Here is a 19,284-nt window from a genome sequence, read left to right as displayed (position 1 = left end):
CCTCTTCGCGGGTTTTAACGCCTTGCTTCAAAGGTAGTTAAGCGGCTTGAGCTTGTACAAGCTCAGTTTCTGGTTTTAAACCTAAGTTAAGCACGGGTTTTGCGCTTCTCTTTCAAAGCCAGCAAGCTACGTTTATAGCCAGCGGCTTTTATTTATCTCTACAGCATTTATCCCAACAGCATTTACCCCAACAGCGCTTGGAGAACACAACGTGGAAGACACACTGCAACCACCCACCGTACTGATTACCGGAGCCAACCGAGGCGTCGGGCTGGCACTGGCAGCCCACTACAGAGATGAAGATTGGCAGGTGATCGGCGTTTGCCGCCAATCATCAGACGAGCTTGAGCGCGTGGCTGACCGCGTTATTGAAGGCATCGATGTCACCAAGCCAGAGGATGTTGAGCGTTTGGCACGGGCGCTTGATGGCCAACGGTTGGATTTATTGATCAACAATGCGGGCCTCTTGCGCGATGAATCGTTAGGCCAGCTGGATTTCGACAGCATCCGTGAGCAGATGGAAATCAATGCCTATGCGCCCCTACGGGTATGTGAAGCGTTGCTACCGTTGATGCAGGAGGGCAGTAAGATTGCCAACATCACCAGCCGTATGGGATCGATTGCCGATAACGACTCCGGTGGGCGCTACGGTTACCGCGCATCCAAGGCGGCGCTAAACGCGTTTGGAAAATCCTTGGCTATGGACCTTAAGCCACGCGGTATTGCCGTCGCGCAAATACACCCAGGCTATGTAAAAACGCGCATGGTTAACTTCGGCGGGATGATAAGCCCTCAGGAAGCCGCCACGGGCATTGCTGCCTGTATCAAAACGCTGACGCAGGAAAATAGCGGCAGCTTTTGGCACAGTAATGGGGAATTACTGCCGTGGTAGTGTTAGGTAAGGCATTTTTCTATAAACAGGTAGAAGCAGGCTATTTTGTCATCACTTACCGCTAAGTAAGATGAGTGCGTTACAGTGGTGTGCGATAACGCCGTCATCCATTTGTCAGGCTTCTAGGGCACGCTATCGTTCTGCGATAACCCTTTTTATAGAAGGAACCATGCTGATGCGTCTTATTCCTCACGGTATTGCGCTAGGGATAGCGACTGGGCTGCTCACCACCTCAGCGTATGCCGCGCCCTATACGCTGACCATTTTTCACACCAACGACCTGCACGGGCGTACCGACAGCTACCCTCAACTGATCACCGCCCTGGCTGAAGCCCGTGAGCGCTTCGGTGATGGCCTATTGCTGGACGCCGGGGATATTTTTTCGGGTACGCTCTATTTCACCGAATACCAGGGTCAAGACGCCGTCGAGTTCATGAACCTGATGGGCTATGACGCGTTCGTGCCGGGCAACCATGAGTTCGACCTGGGCGATCCGGAAGAGGGCCATCAGGCCCTTGCGGCTTTCTTTGCTGCCGCTGACTTCCCCATTGTGGGCGCGAACCTGGACTTCTCTACCTCGCCTGAATTTGCCGATCTACTCGGTGATTCGATCAGCGTCGAGCCCGAACAGAAGCCTAAGCCTGGCCACTTATACGACGGCATTGTGGTAGAGCAAGGTGGCGAGCGAATCGGCATCTTCGGGCTGAGCACGCAAGGCAGCGAGACCGTCTCCAGCCCCGGTAACGTCACCATTGGCGATTATCGGGCGGCCGCCGAGACGATGGTGGAAGCGTTTGAAGCTCAAGGCGTTAACAAGATCATCGCGCTTACTCACCTGGGCTTTGACAGCGACCCGAGCCTGGGTAATGACCTGTTGCTCGCCCAGCATGTGGAAGGGATAGATGTGATTATCGGTGGGCACAGCCATACGCGCCTGGAATCGCCCGTCACGGTGGCCGAAAACGATTTGGGCGAGCCCAAGACACCTACGGTCATTGGCCAGGCGAACGAGTACGGCAAGTACCTGGGCGTCATGCAAGTCACCTTTGATGACAAGGGCGTGGTGCAGGATGCTAGTGGCGAACTGCTGACCACCGATGATTTCGAGCCTGATGCCCAAGCGCTTGAGATGCTTGAGCCGTACACCGCACGAATTGAAGAAGTGCGCGATACCCAAGTGGGCGCCTACCTGAACACTCGGCTTCCCAACCCGCGCCACGGCAATGGTGATGAACAAAGCGTACGTGCCGATGAAACGGCGCTGGGCAATCTGATTGCCGATGGTCAGCTTGCTGCCGCCCGCCGAGTGAACCCGGAGACCGTGCTGGCCATTCAAAATAGTGGCGGTATTCGGGAGCCCATCGCCCAGGGCGATGTGAGTGTGGGTGAGCTGGTTGCCGTGCAGCCGTTTGGCAATCGCCTGGCATTGGTGAGCGTGACGGGCGCGGAGCTTTTGGAGACGTTCGAGATCGGGCTGGCAAATGCTCCTGATGAAAGCGGCGGTTTTCTGCAAGTGTCCGAAGGTACCGAGTTGATATATGACAGCCGCCAACCCACCGGTGAGCGCGTTGTGAGCTTGAAGGTAACGCAGAACGGCACATTGCAGCCGGTAGATCCTGAAAGCACCTACACCATCGCCACCAACCACTTCACCGCTGCCGGTGGCGACAGCCATACGGCGCTAGAAGCCGCCTATGATGATGGGCGCAGCACCATCGTCGGTAATACCGACTGGGAGATGCTGCGTGACCATATGGTTTCGTTAGGTGACGTGGATTATCAGGTTGAAGGGCGTATCACTGATCAGGCTCGCCAGCATTAACGATGAATGAAGGGCCGCCTGGACGTTACGTAGAGGCGGCCCTTATTCAGAGTAGTGAACACCCGACAGAAGGCTGGTCACTCACTCATCTATAAGCGTGGCAAAACTGCCGAATATCGCTCGCTTGCCATCAAACGGCATGGGATTGATGTCCGGCTGTAAGCGCGGGTCCTGCATGAGCTTGGGCATCGCCTCATCATGCACGGCGCGGGAGGGCCATTCGATCCATGAGAAGATAATGGTTTCGTTATCCTTACGCTTAACGGCCATGGAATAAGAGGTGACTTCGCCTTCAGGGATATCCTCACCCCAGCATTCGACTACCCGCAGAGCGCCATACTCTTTGAAAACCACGGCAGCAGCACGGGCGTGTTCAATAAATATCTCTTTATTGGCCGTGGGCACGGCCGCAACGAAGCCATCAATATAGCGTTGAGTAGTAGTGCTCATGATGATTCTCCTGGCTGGGTTTTGGGTGGGAGTTCTCGAATGGGGCGTACTTCAATGCTGCCGAGCCTCGCGGGTGGGATGCGGCTGGCTAGCTGTAGCGCCTCGTTCAAGTCACGCGCTTCGAGCAGATAGAAACCGGCCAGCTGTTCTTTGGTTTCCGCAAACGGCCCGTCGGTAATCACTGTCTCGCCATTGCGCACACGTACAGTGGTCGCGGTATCTATCGATTGCAGCGCTTCACCGGCCAGGTAATTGCCTTGAGCGCTCAAACGCTCGACGCCCGCAATACACTCCTGATTGAGGTCATGCCACGCCTGCTCGCTCATGGCATTGATGAGTTGCTCCTGGTAATACACTAAGGCCGCGTATTTCATGGCGTCTCTCCTTCAGTAGAAAGGCAACTATCCGCCGACACATTGATCATCCATTGCACGCCAAAACGGTCAGTGGCCATGCCAAATCCCGCAGACCAGAACGTTGATTCAAAAGGCATGAGCACCTCTCCGGCTTCGGCAAGCCGTGCAAAGGTTTGAGAGGCTTGCTCGATCTCCTGATACTCCAGCTGAATCTGCACGCCTTGAGGTGGCGTGTATTTTTCTGGCGCCATATCAGCGCCCATCAAGCGACGGCCACGCAGGTTCAGCGAAGCGTGGATGATGCGGTCATGCAGAGAAGGTGATACATGCTCTACCGCTAGAGTTTCCGCGTAGGTCATTAGGCACTCTATCTGGCCGCCAAGCACATCAGCATAGAACTGCATAGCCTCCCGGCAGGTGCCAGGGAAGGCGACATGCACATTCATGGCATCGGGTACACGGGCATGGCTGTGATGCTTATCCAGGCCCGCACCCGGCTCAAATTCCTCAAGCGTGAAGTAGCGCCTTAACTCAAGGGTCACGTTGCCGTCGGCATCCAGGGTTGGCCACTGCTGTGCCCACCCCAAAGCGATGTCAAGAGAAGGTGCCTCCAGCACGCTATAACCAGCAATACGTTCACTGGCTGGAGACAGAGGGCCGGGGAGGATAGTGGGAGTGCCGTTATGGAACTGGATCAGGCAGCCATCGCTTGTCGGGTGTAAGCCGTTGCCGCTCACGAGTACGCCTGCCTGCATCATGCGCTCGTTGTAATCGGCCATGGCGGCAAGCATTTCCTGTGACGGTAGCGCGCCATTTTCGGTCGTGGCATCGGCACGCCGTATCAGCATGAATTTCATTGAGAGTCTCTTTTATTGTGATGGTCTACACCCTCTAGTCGTTTGACGTGCCCCCAAATCGACAGGCCTGCGAACTATTTTTCATAACCTTTTGGTAATGTTTTTTATAACGCTGCTTAAAGTTCGGCCAATTTGCTGATTAAAAAGCGTTTTTCCGGATCCTGAGTAGTCAATGTCAGGGCCTTTTGGTAGGCATCGCGCGCGGCATCACTCTTACCCTGCCGACGTAGCAAATCTGCTTGGGCCGCATGTAATAGATAATAACGAGAGAGTTGAGGGTGATGAGCTAGCTCATCGAGCAGGCTCAACCCAGTTGCTGGAGAGTCATGCATGGCAACGGCCACCGCGCGATTCAAGGTCAGAACAGGCGATGGATAAGAGCGGCATAAAGCGTCATACAGCCTGACAATCCGCGCCCAGTCGGTATGCTCGGGGCGAAGAGCTTGGGCGTGTACGGCGGCAATTGAGGCTTGAAGGGTATAAAAGCCAACGGGGGTGAGGGCTAGTGCGTGTTCGAGCCACTCGATACCCGTACAAATTTCCGCCTGGTGCCATAGGCCTCTGTCCTGCGCCTCCAGCGTGACGAGCTCGCCTTGGTTATCCTGGCGCGCATCCCGACGGGCATTGGTGAGCAGCATAAGTGCCATCAGCCCAAAGACTTCGCCCTGTGGCAGTAGCGCTGCCAGTTCCTCACCCAGACGTAGCGCTTCACGGGTCAGACTGATATCGACCACCGCCGCACCGCTACTGCTTGAATAACCTTCGTTGAAGACCAGGTAGATAATCTGGAGGACGTCCGGCAGGCGTTGGGGCAATGTCTCCGACGCAGGTACCGCATAGGGAATATGCGCATCGCGAATCTTGCGTTTTGCCCGTACGATGCGCTGTGCCACGGTTGAAGGTTTGATTAATAGGGCGCTGGCAACCTGCTCAGTGGTTAACCCGCACATTTCGCGCAGCGTCAGCGCAAGGCGTGCTTCTAGGCTCAAGCTTGGGTGGCAGCAGGTAAACAGCAGCCGCAGCGAGTCATCCTGGATCGCGGCATCGTCGAACTCCTGTGTTTCCTCACTTGGTAATAGCAGGTGGGCTCGACGGCGTGCGGTACTGCGTTGACGAATTTGATTAATCCCGCAGTGATAGCCGGTGCGAATCAGCCACGCCTGAGGGTTATCGGGCGTCCCTTTAACAGGCCACTGTTGAGCAGCGGCGGCAAAGGCATCTTGCACTGCTTCTTCGGCAAGCTCGAAATCGCCCAGCAGACGGATCAGGGTTGCCTGAACACGTCTGGCATGGGTGCGATAAAGAGCGTCAAGTAAGGAAGGGTGAGCACGCATGGTAGAAGACCCATTTGCCCCTATATAAAGGGCACCACAGTAGGTAAGCGTCAAAGATGCTTTCTCAAACCTAGCCCATGGCACCCTTTTTTTACTGATTATTTCTTACTGTTTATTTTTTATTTACTGTTTTCTTGCCGACTGTTTGCGTAAAAAATCGAGTTAATCCCCCGTGCGCAGGCCGATCGCGCTGTTAAACGGGTGCAGCGCTTCGCGGGTGACATAAAAGCGCAGCGTTTCGCCCTCCTTGACCGGCGGCTGGCCGCTTACCCGAATCACGGTGGGCTGGTCGCTGTCGGCAAGTCGCACGTAAAGATGGCTCTCGGCGCCGGCCGCTTCAAACAGTTCAAGCGTGGAATCGACGATCAGATGTGGTGCATCGGGTGGCGAAAGGCGCATATCGTCCGGGCGGATGCCTACTGTGTCGGTATCGGCGGGAAGATCGTTTAGCAGGTCATGGGTGCCGCGCGTTTGCAGGTATTCAAGCGGCACCATGTTCATCGCAGGCGAGCCGATAAAACCTGCTACAAACATCGATGCGGGGCGCGCATAGATCTCCATGGGCGTGCCCACCTGTTCGATTTTACCTGCGCTAAGCACCACCAAACGATCACCCAGCGTCATCGCTTCAAGCTGGTCGTGGGTGACGTAGAGGCTGGTGGTCTTCAAGCGGCGCTGAAGCTGCTTGATCTCCACACGCATCTGTACGCGCAGCTTGGCATCCAGGTTAGAGAGCGGTTCGTCGAACAAAAAGGCCGCGGGCTCACGTACCAACGCCCGACCCATGGCGACGCGCTGGCGCTGGCCGCCGGAGAGCTTGCGCGGTTTGCGATCAAGGTATTCCTCGATTTCGAGCATCTTGGCCGCTTTACGCACCCGTTCTTCGATCTCGAGTTTTTTAAAGCCGCGGTTTTTCAGCCCATACGCGAGGTTGTTGTACACCGTCATGTGCGGGTAGAGCGCATAGTTCTGAAACACCATGGCGATATCGCGCTCGGCGGGTTCGAGATTGTTGACGACCCGGTCGCCAATCTTGAGCGTACCGTCGGTAATTGTTTCAAGCCCGGCCACCATGCGTAACAGCGTTGATTTACCGCAGCCCGAAGGGCCCACCAGCACCACGAACTCGCCGTCTTCAATCGCAAGGTCGATGCCTTTAACGGCATGGACGTCGCCTGTGTAGGTTTTTCTAAGCCCTTCCAAGGTAATGCTAGCCATCTTATTTCTCCGTCTCGGTCAGGCCTTTCACGAACAGTTTTTGCATAAACAGCACTACTAATACCGGCGGCAGCATGGCAAGCGTGACGGTCGCCATGATGAGGTTCCAGGCGGGAACTCGGTCGGACGAGGCCATCAGGCGCTTGATACCCAGCACGATGGTGTAGAAGTCTTCATCAGTGGTGACCAGCAGCGGCCACAGGTACTGCACCCAGCCGTAAATAAACATGATCACGAAAAGGGCGGCGATATTGGTAATCGATACCGGCAGCAATATGTCCTTGAAGAACTTCATCGGCCCGGCGCCATCCACCCGGCTGGCTTCCATCAACTCTTCCGGCACGGTCATGAAGAACTGCCGGAACAGAAAGGTCGCGGTGGCCGAGGCAATCAGCGGAAGCGTTAGCCCCGCATAGGAGTTCAGCATGCCCAGGTTGGCAACGACCGCGTAGGTGGGAATGATGCGAACTTCGACCGGCAGCATCAGGGTGATGAAGATGATCCAGAACGCCAGCATGCGAAACGGGAAGCGGAAATAGACAATCGCAAAGGCGGAGATAATCGAAATGGCGATTTTGCCGATCGCAATCGTCAGCGCCATGATCAGCGAGTTACCCAGCATCAGCCAGACCGGCGGCGTGCCGCCCACCTGCCAGCCGGAGCTAAGCATCTGCCGGTAGGATGCAAACATGTTGTCGCCGGGAAGCAGCGGCAGCACGCCGCGCACGAAGGCGCTGGGCTCGTGGGTCGAGGCGATAAACGCCACGTACACCGGAAACGCCACGATCAGCACGCCGGCAATCAGCACCAGGTGGGTGAGAATATTAAGAAAAGGTCTTCTTTCAACCATGTTTATTTCCTTAACGCACTAGTAGTTGACCCGGCGTTCCACGTACCGGAACTGGATAAACGTCAGGATAATCACGATGCCCATCAGCATGACTGATTGAGCCGAAGAGGATCCGATGTTCAACCCCGCGACGCCGTCGGTGTAGACCTTGTAGACCAGCGTCATGGTGGCTTGGCCTGGCCCACCAGCGGTAGTGGCATCAATCACCCCGAAGGTATCGAACATCACGTAGTTGATGTTGATGATCAGCAAAAAGAAGGTGGTGGGCGATAGCAGCGGGAGCACGATGGTCCAGAAGCGCTTGAAGGGGCCCGCGCCATCAATAGCCGCAGCCTCCATGAGTGACTGCGGTACAGATTGAAGCCCTGCCAGGAAAAACAGGAAGTTATAGGAGATCTGCTTCCAGGCGGCGGCAATGGTGATCAAAATCATTGCCTGGGTGCCCGAAACGCGGTGATTCCAACTGATACCGAACCAGTCGAGCAGATGCGGCAGAAGGCCGATGGTGGGATTGAATAAAAACCACCACAGCACACCCGCTACCACCGGAGCAACCGCGTAGGGCCATACCAGAAGCGTGGTGTAGAACTTGGCGCTACGCAGCACACGGTTAACGCAAACGGCCAGCAACAGCGCCAGGCTCATGGAAAGTACCGTCACCGAGACGGAAAAAATCGCGGTGCGCCCCAGCGCATTCAGGTAGCTGGGATCGGCCAGGATACGTGCATAGTTCTCCAGGCCGACAAACGTTGTTTTAAAGCCGAACGCATCGGTGCGCTCGAAACTGGATTTAACTGCCTGGCTTGCCGGCCAGATAAAAAATACCAGTGTAATCGCCAACTGCGGCGCTAAGAGTAAGAAAGGGAGCCACCGATTTTGATAGGTGGAACGTTTGGTCTGCATGGCACATCCTGTGTTACGGGCGCTGGGGACGGCTGATTACGGCAATCAACTGTCTGAAAGTAAGCCATCCCATAGGCCCCGGTGATCAGGGCGTATGGGATGGCTCCTATAACAAACCCCGGCTATAAGCCGGGGTTTGTTTACAAATAGCGAGAAGCGCTTAGTTATTGGCAGCCTCGAAGTCGCGCAGGATCTGATTGCCGCGGCGTGCCGCGTCATCCAGCGCTTGCTGACCGTCCTTGGTGCCAGCCAGTACGGCCTGGAACTCTTCGTCCAGAATCATGCGTACTTGAGGATAGTTGCCAAAACGCAGGCCTTTGGAGTTTTCCGTCGGCTCGTTTAAGTTGATCTGCTCGATAGCGATATCCGCGCCTGGGTTCTCATCGTAGTAACCCTGCTCCTGGCTCAGCTCATAAGCGGCGGTGGTAATCGGCAGGTAGCCGGTGCCCTGGTGCCACTCGGCCTGAACTTCGGGCAATGAGAGGTACTCAAGGAATTCAGCAACGCCGGTGTACTCGTCGTCTTCGTGGCCTGAAAGCACCCACAGAGTCGCGCCACCGATGATCGAGTTCTGCGGTGCGCCATCTACGTCGTCATAAACAGGCAGCATGCCAAAGCCCACGTCGAAGTCGGAGTTAGCCAACACGTCGGCGCGTGACGCGGACGAGTTCATGTACATCGCGCAGTCGCTGGAATAGAACGAAGGTGCCGCGTCCGGGCCGTTTGCTGGGCCTGCGTAGCTGTAGACGCCGCTATCAGACCACTCTTTCAACTGATCCCAGAAACGCGCCTGTACGTCGCCGTTAAAGGCAAACTCGGTATCCAGACCGCCGAAGCCGTTTTCTTTAGTGCCGATGGACTGATTGTGCAGCGCTGAGAAGTTCTCAAGGCCCACCCAGTTGGCCGCGTAGGCCATGGTGAAGCCACAAGAGGCCGCGCCTTCATCGACAATCTGCTGGCCCATCTCACCCATTTCTTGCCAAGTGGTCGGCGGCGTTTCAGGGTCGAGGCCAGCGGCTTCGAAGACGTCCTTGTTGTAGTAAAGAATCGGCGTTGACGAGTTGAACGGCATGGAGAGCATGTTGCCGTTGGTGTCGGTGTAGTAACCGGTCACCACGGGTAGATAATCAGCCGGGTCAAAAGTGTTGCCGTGCTCTTCCATCAGCTCATAAACGGGGTAGATAGCGCCTTGGGCGGCCATCATGGTGCCGGTGCCTACTTCGTAAATTTGTACGATGTGAGGCTGCTCGCCTGCGCGGAAGGCGGCAATGGTGTTAACCATGGTCTGTTCGTATTCGCCCCGGTAGGAGGGCGTGACGCGATACTCATCCTGGGTGGCATTGAAGTCTTCGGCAAGGGCGCTCAAGCGTTCGCCCAGCTCGCCACCCATGGAGTGCCACCAGCTGATCTCGGTAGCGGCGTGGGCGGTCACACTCAGAGTGGCCGCCGCAATACCGGCAGATAACGCGCGTAACATAAAACGAGACATAAGAGCTCCTTGTCGCCTTGGCATCGCCAAGTGGCACAGTGCGTTTGTTAAGGTTTTTGGATGCACTGAACAGTAGTCAGTGTAGATGACATTTTGATGACCGCTAAGTTAAATGAGTGTGACCACGTTCAACTTTGGCAGTAGGCGTAAGAGGAAGCCGGTGATAGGGTTAGGCGAATTGCATAACCAACGAGAATTCTATGAGTGACGCAATAGCGCTATTAACCAAACTGGTCTCTTTCGATACCACCTCCCGTGGTTCCAACCTCGCGCTGATCGAATTTGTCGAAGGCTATCTTGAAGAGTATGGCATCGCCTCTGAGCGGGTAATGAGCCCCTGTGGCACCAAGGCGAACCTGATTGCCCGTGTAGGCCCCGATGCCCCAGGCGGCGTGATGCTTTCAGGCCATACCGACGTGGTGCCGGTCGCGGGTCAGCCCTGGTCGACCGACCCGTTTAGCCTTCACGATGGCGAAGACGGCAGGCTTTATGGCCGCGGCACCTGCGATATGAAGGGCTTTATCGCCTGTGCATTGGCCATGGTGCCTGCCTGGGTGAAGGCACCGCTAAAACAGCCTGTTTATTTCGGCTTTTCGTATGACGAGGAGATTGGCTGTGTGGGCGCGCCTGCACTGATCAAGCGCTTCTATGAGCATTACTCCACTACCGCGCATGTGATTGTCGGTGAGCCGACCAGCATGCAGCCGGTGGTCGCCCAAAAAGGTGCCACTAACCTGCGCACGACGGTCATCGGGCGTGAGGCGCATAGCAGTCAGGTCAATCAGGGCACCTCGGCGATTCATGTGGCGGCACGTCTGGTCACCTTTATCGAAGACACCATGACGGTTCTGGTGGATGAAGGGCGTGTCGATGAAGCGTTCAACGTACCGCATACCAGTTTACATGTGGGTAAAATTAACGGCGGCACGGCCATCAATATCATGGCGCGAGAGTGCCAGTTCGACTGGGAAATTCGCCATTTACCCACCGAAACGTTCGGAGAAGTGTTTGCGCGTTTTGAAGCCTATTGCGAAGCGCTGAGCGCCGAGCTGCAGGCCAGGGGCAAGCATGTTGAAATAGTGACCGAACCACTGGCGCTCACCGTTCCAGGGCTTGCTAACCGTGATAACGCAGACGTGTTGCGTTTAGCCAAGGATCATTTGCCCGGCGCTTGCTGCGACCACGCAGTGGCCTATGCAACCGAGGCGGGACAGTTTCAGGGGCAGGGATTACAAACGATTATTCTGGGACCGGGCAGCATTGCCCAGGCGCACCAGCCGGACGAGTACATTGATAAAAGTGAGCTTGAGGCGTGTTTGGGCTTCATGACCAAGATGGGCCGCGCGCTGGAAGTGCCTTTTACCTAGCATAATATGAATATATGAAAGCTCTACTTCCTGGCAGCTAAGGAGGGGGAGCTTTCATACCCTGCCTAAAAGCCCTTTTTCAATTAAAGCATGGCAATAAAGGACGGCAGCGATCTGAATCACGCCAACCTTGGCGTCGATAGTATCGAGCGCTCAAGTCTCGACGTAACGAGAAAGTGTTGCGTCATGCCCAGTATAATTAGGATACTATAAAGTAGTTCGGAATTATGTTGCCGATAAGCTTTGTTAATTAAGGAGGTAGAGGTGAGCGGGGGATTTAATAAATGGGCATGTATTGCCGCAGCGCTGTTGCTGGCAGGCTGTGGAAGCGACTATCCGGATCAGGCGGAAATTTCTGTCGTGGGCGAAGTCGATACCTCTATTTTCGATCAGAGCCGCCCGGGTCGAGTGTACTACTTCGATGAGGCAGCGATTAACGAATCCATCGAGCTACAGCAGTTTAAAAGCGCGCTGACCGAGTGGTTGGCATCGCCTGGTGATCAACTGCCAGACGTGGAATTTCCCGATGATGCTGAACAGATCTGGGAAGCGACTGAAGCATTCCAGGAACAGCGCGATAACGGGGACGCTGCTTGGCGTGCAAATCTTGATGAAGATACGGCGCCGCTGAAAGCGGAACTCGACGCCGAGCAGAGCACGCTAGCCCAGCTTGAAGAAACCAAAGCGGCTTTTGACGAGGCACTTGCGCCCGCTGATCAAAAAATAGCGACATTGCAAGCGCGTATCGACGAGACGGTAGAGCGTCAGGCCGAAATGGCGCGAACGGTTGTTGAAGGCTGGAACAATTATATTTTGGAAAACGACCTGGCGGTGAGAACGCTTGACCCCGAACGCAGCCGGGTATTTTCCTATGGCGGGAGGACGCGCACCGAAAGCTGCCCCTCTGCCGATGATGCCGTTACAGTGGATCGCCTCGAAGAGGAGGATACTTGCTATCAACTCTGGCTACCGAATGAAGTGCTTCACCCTGCCCCCATCAACGAGCAGTATGCCGCCTTTTTTGATGAGTACCGGGAGCTTACCGAACTGCGCGGACGCCCTTACCGCACTCAGGGCGAGACAGAAACGCTTAATCAACAGCTCCAGGAGGCAAGGGAGAAGCGCACAGAAGACCTGATTCGCGCTGAAAACCGACACGGCAATCACCGCCAGCTTGAGCGCGAGCTTGGCATGACGGAGCGCCGGGTGGCTAGCATCCAGCAACGGATCGAAAATGCGGACAGCGATTGGGCGAAAAAGTCCTTCGAACGCAACCGGATGCGTGAATACCATAATAATGTGCAGCAGCAATTGGATAGTTATGTAGCGGTCACGGCGGACGATATCATCAAAAGTATCGCCAGTTCCGACATCTCCATCGCATCGACTTTTCCTCTTGAGCACCAAGCAGAGCTGCTGGTGTTTGACCTTCCCATCAGCACCTTCATGGGCACGGGCAATCTGTTGACACTCAAGGATATGCGCGAACCCGTCGAAGAGAAAACGCTGGACGTGGTACTCAGCGAAGCTAATACGGAAATGGTATCGCAAAGAGCGTTGTTCACCGGCATTATCGAGCGGGTCGCGCTTGAAGCTGAGCAGTTCGAGAAGCAGTAACGCCAAAAAACACCCCGAAGGTTGGGTATCCAACTTTCGGGGTGCAGTTCAAGGTGAGGGCGGGTGTTTTCTAATCTACTTAGTTTTTTAATCTACTTAGATGAGAAGTGCTTGCTCACGTAGAGGAGTGCTCTTCAAACAGATCGGCCTTGGCGTTGCGCATGACATCTTCGCAGGCCTGCTGATGCGCCAGCTGGGTCAATAACTGCTGGGTCACTTCAAACCCTTTACCTAGACAGGTATCCACTTCTTCTCGGCTTACCTGAGGGGTCACATTGCAATCGATCTTAAGCGTCCGACCGACACCGTCTAAACGGTCGGCCACTGCGCGAAGTCGCCAAGCGACTCGCTCTTTCCAGTTAGCTGATTCTTCTGCGCCTTCGTTTACGCTAAACGTGCACTGCCATTCCGGTTTATAAACCTTCATGAGAACCTCCGCTGTCTTTGGAAAGAATATTGGGATCGTGTTTCGTACTCCGTCGGTCAAAAAAATCTTGCTTAGCCACTATACGCTTAACATAGGGCCAATATCGAACGAAAACCGAGTCTATGTATAGGACGGCTTTAAGTATTATCGGTTAGGCTTAAGTAAACGTGATAGATGAGCCTTTCTATGATTTCTCTAACCGAAAAAAGTTGCCCTTGTGGTACAGGACTATCGACTGATGCATGCTGCGGTCGTTATCACGGTGGAGAACCCGCCCCAACCCCAGAAGCGTTGATGCGCTCCCGCTATAGTGCCTTTGCGCTCAATCTATGTGATTACCTGTTAGCCACCTGGCATGTAAGTACTCGACCTGCTGAACTTGCGCCCGACTTGCATACACAGTGGAAAGGTTTATCAATTATTAATGCAATGCCTACTGTTCAAGATGCGCTTCCCCAAGCCAATATTGGTTATGTGCACTTTCGCGCATATTTCAAAGAGCGCGCCCGCTGGCATAGGTTGGAGGAGAATTCACGCTTTGTGTTTGAACAGGATCGCTGGTGGTACGTGGACGGTACGCCGGACGTGATGCGTCTCAAGCCGCGCCGTAATGATCCCTGCTTTTGTGGTAGCGGCCGAAAATTAAAGCTATGTTGCAAAGAGTAGCTATGCGTTAACTAAAAAAAAATAAGGGGATGGGAGCATGGCGTATAGTTGCAGGGAAGTAGTGCGTTATTGCTTTAAAACTAGCCTGTTAGGCATTTTTCTACTGATCATGGCGGGGGCCGTTGCCGACGAACACTACCCGCAGCGCGAAATTACGTTAGTGATTCCCTTTGGTCTGGGAGGGGCGTCCGATGTGCTGTTTCGGGATATCTTTGAAACGGCGCAAACCTATCTAGGCCAGCCTGTTCTTGTGGTTAATATGCCCGGCCAGGGCGCTATGCGTGGCGCGCAGTATGTCAAAGATGCCGCGCCCGATGGTTATACGCTGCTCGGTAGTCATCAAACGATCGACCTTTCGTACCTGGCAGGGCTAGCGTCATTTTCTCATGCTGATTTTGCACCCGTGTCGTTGCTGGTTCGCACGGTGAATATTCCCGCTACCTATGCAGGGCATGCGGCCCAACAAGCTAGCGATATTGAAGCGTTAATCAATGCTTCTTCAAAACCCCTCATGTTCGGCGCCATCACTAACTCCACCGATCATCTTTTCTGGCTGGAGTTTTTTGACAAGAACGATATCTCTCTTTCAGATATACAGCTGGTTCGTTTTCCTGATACCCCCTCTCAGGTAGAAGCCTTATTGGCTCAGGAAATTGATTTTGCCATGCTTAATCTGCCTTCGGCGGGCGCTCTTTTTGCCTCGGGTGCCTTGGTGCCATTGGCCGTGGCGGGAAGCGAACGGCTGCCTGGGCTACCTGACGTCTTAACGCTTCGTGAGCAGGGAATCGATCTGGTGCATACCACCGACCGAGGCATCTTTGCACCCGTGGGCACGCCGCCACAAACGCTTGCTACTTTAGCCGATGCGTTAGCGTATGCACTTGCTAGTGCACCATTGCGCTACCGAATTACGCATGAGTATGGCTCATTAATCGATTACCGGACGCTTGGTACTTATGGTGGTTATTTAGATGAGCAATTTCATGAGCTGGTACCGCTCATAGAGCGAGTACACTTCGAACGGTAAGCGTCGTGAACATTAATGCCCGAAGAGGCGCAAAGATATGCCGATTAACACACGCCATTTAGCGCTGGAAACCCTTTTGCTGATGATATCAGCAACCCTGATTTGTATGGGAGCGGTTGGGGTGGTGGTGGGCATCAGCATACCTACGCGACCATTTTTTGCCACGTTGGTGCCCGACGGAGCGTTGATCACTCTTTTGGTCGGCATTGCGCTACTGGCGTCGCTACAAGGCTGGACGAAAGCCCGGGTCGTCAGCGCTTTCGCACTGCTGTTAATCATCATTTATACCTTAATACATAACAGTCTAGAAGGCGGTAGTGGCGACTCATGGCTAAGCGCTGGGCCGCGTATTACCAGCTTGTCAGCGATCTTTCTTCTCTTGGTCGGGGTGTGCTTTGGGCTGGGGCTTACCACCTCCTGGCGGCGCTGGTTATGGGTGGCTGGTGGGCTGAGCCTATGGGGGCTTGGCCTGTTTGTGGTGGGAAAATTATGGCTTGGGCTAAACGATGCTTCTCCGCTGTTTGCATCCTCGCCCATGACGGCGCTGGTGTTTACATGCTTTTTAGGCACCGCCATGCTGGCTGCCGGTTTACGCGGCAAGGCGCAACGCTTAAACCCCGGGCGGGTGACTGTCGCTGCCTCGCTGTGGGGCGTTACGATAAGTTGTTTTATCTGGCTTCTGCTGAATAGCTATCAACAAGCCTCGCTGCAACAGCAGGCTGCCTATCTATTGGATAACGTTCAGCTCAATATTGAGCGGGCAACCCAGGATCGCTTGCGCCTGATGCAGCGTATGGCCGAACGCTTAAATGCGATGGGGCCGCGCTGGGATTTGGACCTGCTGGAAAGCGATGCGCAAAATTATCTGCGTGATACGCCGAGTATTAGCGCCATTGCGCTGGTGGATCAGCAAGCGCTTACCTGGAGCTGGGGAGTAGGCCGAACGGCTGAAATGGAGCAATGGTTACGTCAGCAGCTGGACGAGGAATATACGCGTGCCTGGATGCAGATTCCTCTGGAGCGTCCACGGCTATTAATGGCAGACACCAGCCGACCCCATGAGGCCATGTTTGTTATTCCCATTGTCGCCAACGGCCATTACCTGTTTGCAAGCTTTGATCTTGCTACCCTCCTGGAAAACGAGCTGCGCCTGGAAGTCGGACCTTTCCAGGTTAGGGTCAATCGTGATGCCACATCACTGATGAAACTACACCCCGCAGGCTTCTCCGCCGACCGCATGGAAACGCCTGAGCTTGCGCTGGCATCTCGTTATATCGGCTTGCCCGGCGGCATAAACATGGAGCTTTATGCCTATCCTGGGAGCCAGTACAACTGGCATCAGCTAAACCTGCTGTCGTTTGCGGTGGCGTTAGGCAGTCTGCTGCTTAGCGGTTTGCTGGCATTCAGCCTTGGCGTCGTGAGTGTCAGCGTTTCGCGTGCCCGCGAGCTTGCCCAGACGCGGCAGTCGCTGGAAGACCAACAGGCAATTCAGCGCATGATCGCCCAGGAACAGCCGCTAAAGGAAACGTTGGAAAGCCTATGCCGAATGCTTGAGCGCGAACTGCCCCAGGCGATGTGTTCGGTCATGCTGGTTAATGAGGCGGGCACCCATCTGGAATTCGCCGCGGGTGACCGACTGCCCGCGGCGTACCGCAGCGCGATACAGCGCATTTTGATCAGCGCTAATAACGGCGCATGTGGTAGCGCGGCCTACCAGGGAAGAACCGTTATATGCGCCAATATTGCCGAGGACGAGCGCTGGCGTGGCTATCATGGCGTTGCCAAAAAAGCGGGGCTGGCATCTTGCTGGTCGAGTCCCGTGTACGGTGGAGATGGCCAGCTAACGGGCACTATTGCGGTTTATTATCCACAACCCAGTACGCCAAGCGGTGCCGATACGGCGCAAATCGATAAAGCCGCTGGCCTGATGGCGCTGGCCGTTGAGCGTTTCCAGGTGCGGCGCTCTCTGGAGGAGAGCGAACAGCGTTACCGCTCGTTGTTTACCCATCACCCTGATGCAGTATTTACCCTGGATGCGAACGGCTGTTTTGTCACGGCTAATGCTACCTGTGCCTCATTAACCGGCTATTCGGTTGAGGAAATACTGGGTAAGCCGTTCACCTTCTTTATTGATGCGCAGGATAGTGTGCGGGTTGAGGCCTACATTGAAACGGCCATGCAGGGCGGGATAAACCGCTATGAATTGACGCTCAAGGATCGCGCGGGCCATCTCCATTTACTGGATATTATCCACCTGCCCATGATGGTGAATAATACTGTCAAAGGCGTACACGCGATTGCCCAGGAAGTGACCGCCGCGCGTGAACAGGAGTCTCGGCTGCGGACGCTAGAACGCAGCGTGGAGGCCAGCGTCAATGGCATTTTAATCGCCGACGCCGAACAGCCTGATTTGCCCATCATTTATGCCAACAATGCGTTTACTGTGATGACGGGGTATAGCCAGGAAGAAATCATCGGCAAGAACTGCCGTTTCCTTCAGGGGGTGGGAAGCGAGCCTGAGGTTATTCAGCATATTCATAGCTGTATTGAAGAGCACCGTGAAGTCAATGTGACGATATGCAACTACCGTAAGGATGGCACGCCATTCTGGAACGATCTATATATTGCGCCGGTGCGCGATCAGGATGGTCGCGTAACGCACTTTGTCGGCGTGCAGCATGATATTTCCAAACATAAAGCCTACGAAGCGCGGCTGGCCTATCACGCCTCCCACGACGATTTGACCCGTCTGCCCAACCGGATGCTTTTTGAAGAGACGTTGTTTAAACAGTTCTCGCTTCTGCGCCAACATAAAAAGCGACTGGCCGTACTGTTTGTGGATTTGGATGACTTCAAACCGATTAACGACAACCTGGGGCATGCGGTGGGCGATCAGGTACTCGTTGAGGTTGCCCGGCGACTTTCCAGCGCAGTGGGACCCGATGATACCGTTGCCCGAATGGGCGGTGATGAGTTCGTTATTTTACAAACGTTGATCGACTATGAATCTGAAGTCGTCGACTTGGTTGAGCGGCTGTTGCCGATGTTGGCGCGTCCTTATCGTATTGAGCCGCATGAGCTTTATCTGACCGCGAGTATCGGTATTGCTATTAGCCAGGAGGATACGCTCCAGCCGCAAACGCTGATTCAGCAAGCTGATATGGCGATGTACAAGGCCAAACAGCAGGGGCGTAACGCTTACGAATGGTATATGCACGCGTTTACCGATACGGTCAGCGAGCGCATGGTATTGCGGAACGATCTTCAAGAAGCCATTGAGCGTGAAGAGTTCTCACTGCACTATCAGCCGTTGCTGGATCGGGAAGGCAAACTTGAGGGCGTTGAAGCGCTGCTGCGCTGGGAGCACCCTGAAAAAGGCTTTATTTCTCCGGCTCGCTTTATTCCTTTGGCTGAAACGACTGGCCAGATTATTCCAATCAGCGAATGGGTACTCCAGCGCGCCTGCCTGGATATGCAGTCATTGGCTAAGCAGGGGTTGGGTGAAATACGCGTCGCGGTTAACCTCTCGCCGTTGCAGTTTCAGCGTTCAAGCTTTCTCGCCACGCTGCGTCAAACCCTGTTAACCACCGGCCTGCCTGCCGAACAGTTAAGCCTGGAGCTGACCGAAGGCATCCTGATGGATAACACCGAAGGCGCGATCGATACGCTGCATGCGCTGCGTAGCATGCACATAGGGGTTTCTATTGATGACTTTGGAACGGGCTATTCAAGCCTGAGTTATCTTAAGCATCTGCCCATCAGTACGGTGAAAATTGACCGCAGTTTCATTCATGAGCTGACCAATAGCGAAGATGATTCAGCGATTGTGCAGGGGATTATCTCCATGGCGCACCACCTGGGGCTTAAAGTGGTGGCTGAAGGCGTGGAAACCGAAGAGCAGTATCAGCGCCTTTTGAGCTATCAGTGCGATATATTCCAGGGCTACGTATTGGCCAAGCCGATGCCAATAGAGGCGCTTGAAGCGTTTATTATCAATCTATCCCGTTAA

The 19,284-nt window shown here is 54.7% G+C and carries 16 protein-coding genes; 7 read left to right on the top strand and 9 right to left on the bottom strand.

All coding sequences use genetic code 11. The features are described 5' to 3' along the window. Positions 1-211: 211 nt before the first annotated feature. Both D467_RS0111510 and D467_RS0111505 read left to right on the top strand, forming a co-directional pair. A complete protein-coding gene (locus D467_RS0111510; RefSeq protein ID WP_018917677.1) occupies positions 212-892 on the top strand; it encodes an SDR family oxidoreductase in 681 nt (226 codons plus the stop codon). A gap of 175 nt (positions 893-1,067) precedes the next feature. Further along, positions 1,068-2,714, top strand: coding sequence for a bifunctional metallophosphatase/5'-nucleotidase (locus D467_RS0111505; protein ID WP_018917676.1), 1,647 nt, complete (start codon positions 1,068-1,070; stop codon positions 2,712-2,714). An 81-nt stretch (positions 2,715-2,795) separates the two neighbouring features. On the opposite strand, the gene D467_RS0111500 is transcribed toward D467_RS0111505, so the two are convergent. The 8 genes from D467_RS0111500 to ugpB all read right to left on the bottom strand — a co-directional run bounded on the left by D467_RS0111500 (position 2,796) and on the right by ugpB (position 10,171). Next, entirely contained in the window at positions 2,796-3,164 is a 369-nt protein-coding gene (locus D467_RS0111500; protein ID WP_018917675.1) for a DUF1428 domain-containing protein, read from the bottom strand. Next, positions 3,161-3,538 carry a YciI family protein gene (locus tag D467_RS0111495; protein WP_018917674.1) on the bottom strand — a complete coding sequence of 126 codons (378 nt, stop codon included), beginning with the start codon at positions 3,536-3,538 and terminating at the stop codon, positions 3,161-3,163. Before D467_RS0111495 ends, D467_RS0111500 begins: the two co-directional genes overlap by 4 nt. Then, positions 3,535-4,377, bottom strand: coding sequence for a VOC family protein (locus D467_RS0111490; RefSeq protein WP_018917673.1), 843 nt, complete (start codon positions 4,375-4,377; stop codon positions 3,535-3,537). Before D467_RS0111490 ends, D467_RS0111495 begins: the two co-directional genes overlap by 4 nt. A gap of 116 nt (positions 4,378-4,493) precedes the next feature. Continuing rightward, on the bottom strand, positions 4,494-5,711 hold the full coding sequence (locus D467_RS0111485) for an RNA polymerase sigma factor (protein ID WP_018917672.1): 1,218 nt from the start codon (positions 5,709-5,711) through the stop codon (positions 4,494-4,496). Positions 5,712-5,873: 162 nt separating this feature from the next. Then, positions 5,874-6,929, bottom strand: a complete 1,056-nt coding sequence (locus D467_RS0111480) for a sn-glycerol-3-phosphate import ATP-binding protein UgpC (protein WP_018917671.1) — start codon at positions 6,927-6,929, stop codon at positions 5,874-5,876. 1 nt (position 6,930) lies between these two features. Then, positions 6,931-7,779 carry a sn-glycerol-3-phosphate ABC transporter permease UgpE gene (gene ugpE / locus D467_RS0111475; RefSeq protein WP_018917670.1) on the bottom strand — a complete coding sequence of 283 codons (849 nt, stop codon included), beginning with the start codon at positions 7,777-7,779 and terminating at the stop codon, positions 6,931-6,933. Between the two features lie 18 nt (positions 7,780-7,797). Next, positions 7,798-8,682 carry a sn-glycerol-3-phosphate ABC transporter permease UgpA gene (ugpA, locus tag D467_RS0111470; protein WP_018917669.1) on the bottom strand — a complete coding sequence of 295 codons (885 nt, stop codon included), beginning with the start codon at positions 8,680-8,682 and terminating at the stop codon, positions 7,798-7,800. A 160-nt stretch (positions 8,683-8,842) separates the two neighbouring features. Further along, complete coding sequence (gene ugpB / locus D467_RS0111465) at positions 8,843-10,171, bottom strand: sn-glycerol-3-phosphate ABC transporter substrate-binding protein UgpB (RefSeq protein ID WP_018917668.1); 1,329 nt, start codon at positions 10,169-10,171, stop codon at positions 8,843-8,845. 200 nt (positions 10,172-10,371) lie between these two features. Here ugpB and argE point away from each other — a divergent pair, with 200 nt between their 5' ends. After that, positions 10,372-11,538 (top strand): acetylornithine deacetylase, encoded by a 1,167-nt coding sequence (argE, locus tag D467_RS0111460; protein WP_018917667.1) that lies wholly within the window; start codon positions 10,372-10,374, stop codon positions 11,536-11,538. 264 nt (positions 11,539-11,802) lie between these two features. After that, positions 11,803-13,155 (top strand): hypothetical protein, encoded by a 1,353-nt coding sequence (locus D467_RS0111455; protein WP_018917666.1) that lies wholly within the window; start codon positions 11,803-11,805, stop codon positions 13,153-13,155. A gap of 115 nt (positions 13,156-13,270) precedes the next feature. On the opposite strand, the gene D467_RS0111450 is transcribed toward D467_RS0111455, so the two are convergent. After that, entirely contained in the window at positions 13,271-13,582 is a 312-nt protein-coding gene (locus tag D467_RS0111450; protein ID WP_018917665.1) for a hypothetical protein, read from the bottom strand. A 186-nt stretch (positions 13,583-13,768) separates the two neighbouring features. Between D467_RS0111450 and D467_RS0111445 the strand changes: the two genes are divergently transcribed. Genes D467_RS0111445 through D467_RS19930 form a run of 3 tightly spaced genes read left to right on the top strand, consistent with a single transcriptional unit; the run spans position 13,769 to position 19,284 of the window. Next, entirely contained in the window at positions 13,769-14,248 is a 480-nt protein-coding gene (locus D467_RS0111445) for a YchJ family protein (RefSeq protein ID WP_026285736.1), read from the top strand. 37 nt (positions 14,249-14,285) lie between these two features. Continuing rightward, complete coding sequence (locus D467_RS0111440; protein ID WP_018917663.1) at positions 14,286-15,275, top strand: tripartite tricarboxylate transporter substrate binding protein; 990 nt, start codon at positions 14,286-14,288, stop codon at positions 15,273-15,275. A gap of 37 nt (positions 15,276-15,312) precedes the next feature. Beyond that, on the top strand, positions 15,313-19,284 hold the full coding sequence (locus tag D467_RS19930) for a bifunctional diguanylate cyclase/phosphodiesterase (RefSeq protein WP_018917662.1): 3,972 nt from the start codon (positions 15,313-15,315) through the stop codon (positions 19,282-19,284).

The organism is Vreelandella zhanjiangensis DSM 21076, assembly GCF_000377665.1.
Lineage (GTDB): Bacteria > Pseudomonadota > Gammaproteobacteria > Pseudomonadales > Halomonadaceae > Vreelandella > Vreelandella zhanjiangensis.
This window is presented reverse-complemented; position numbering and strand designations above follow the sequence as displayed.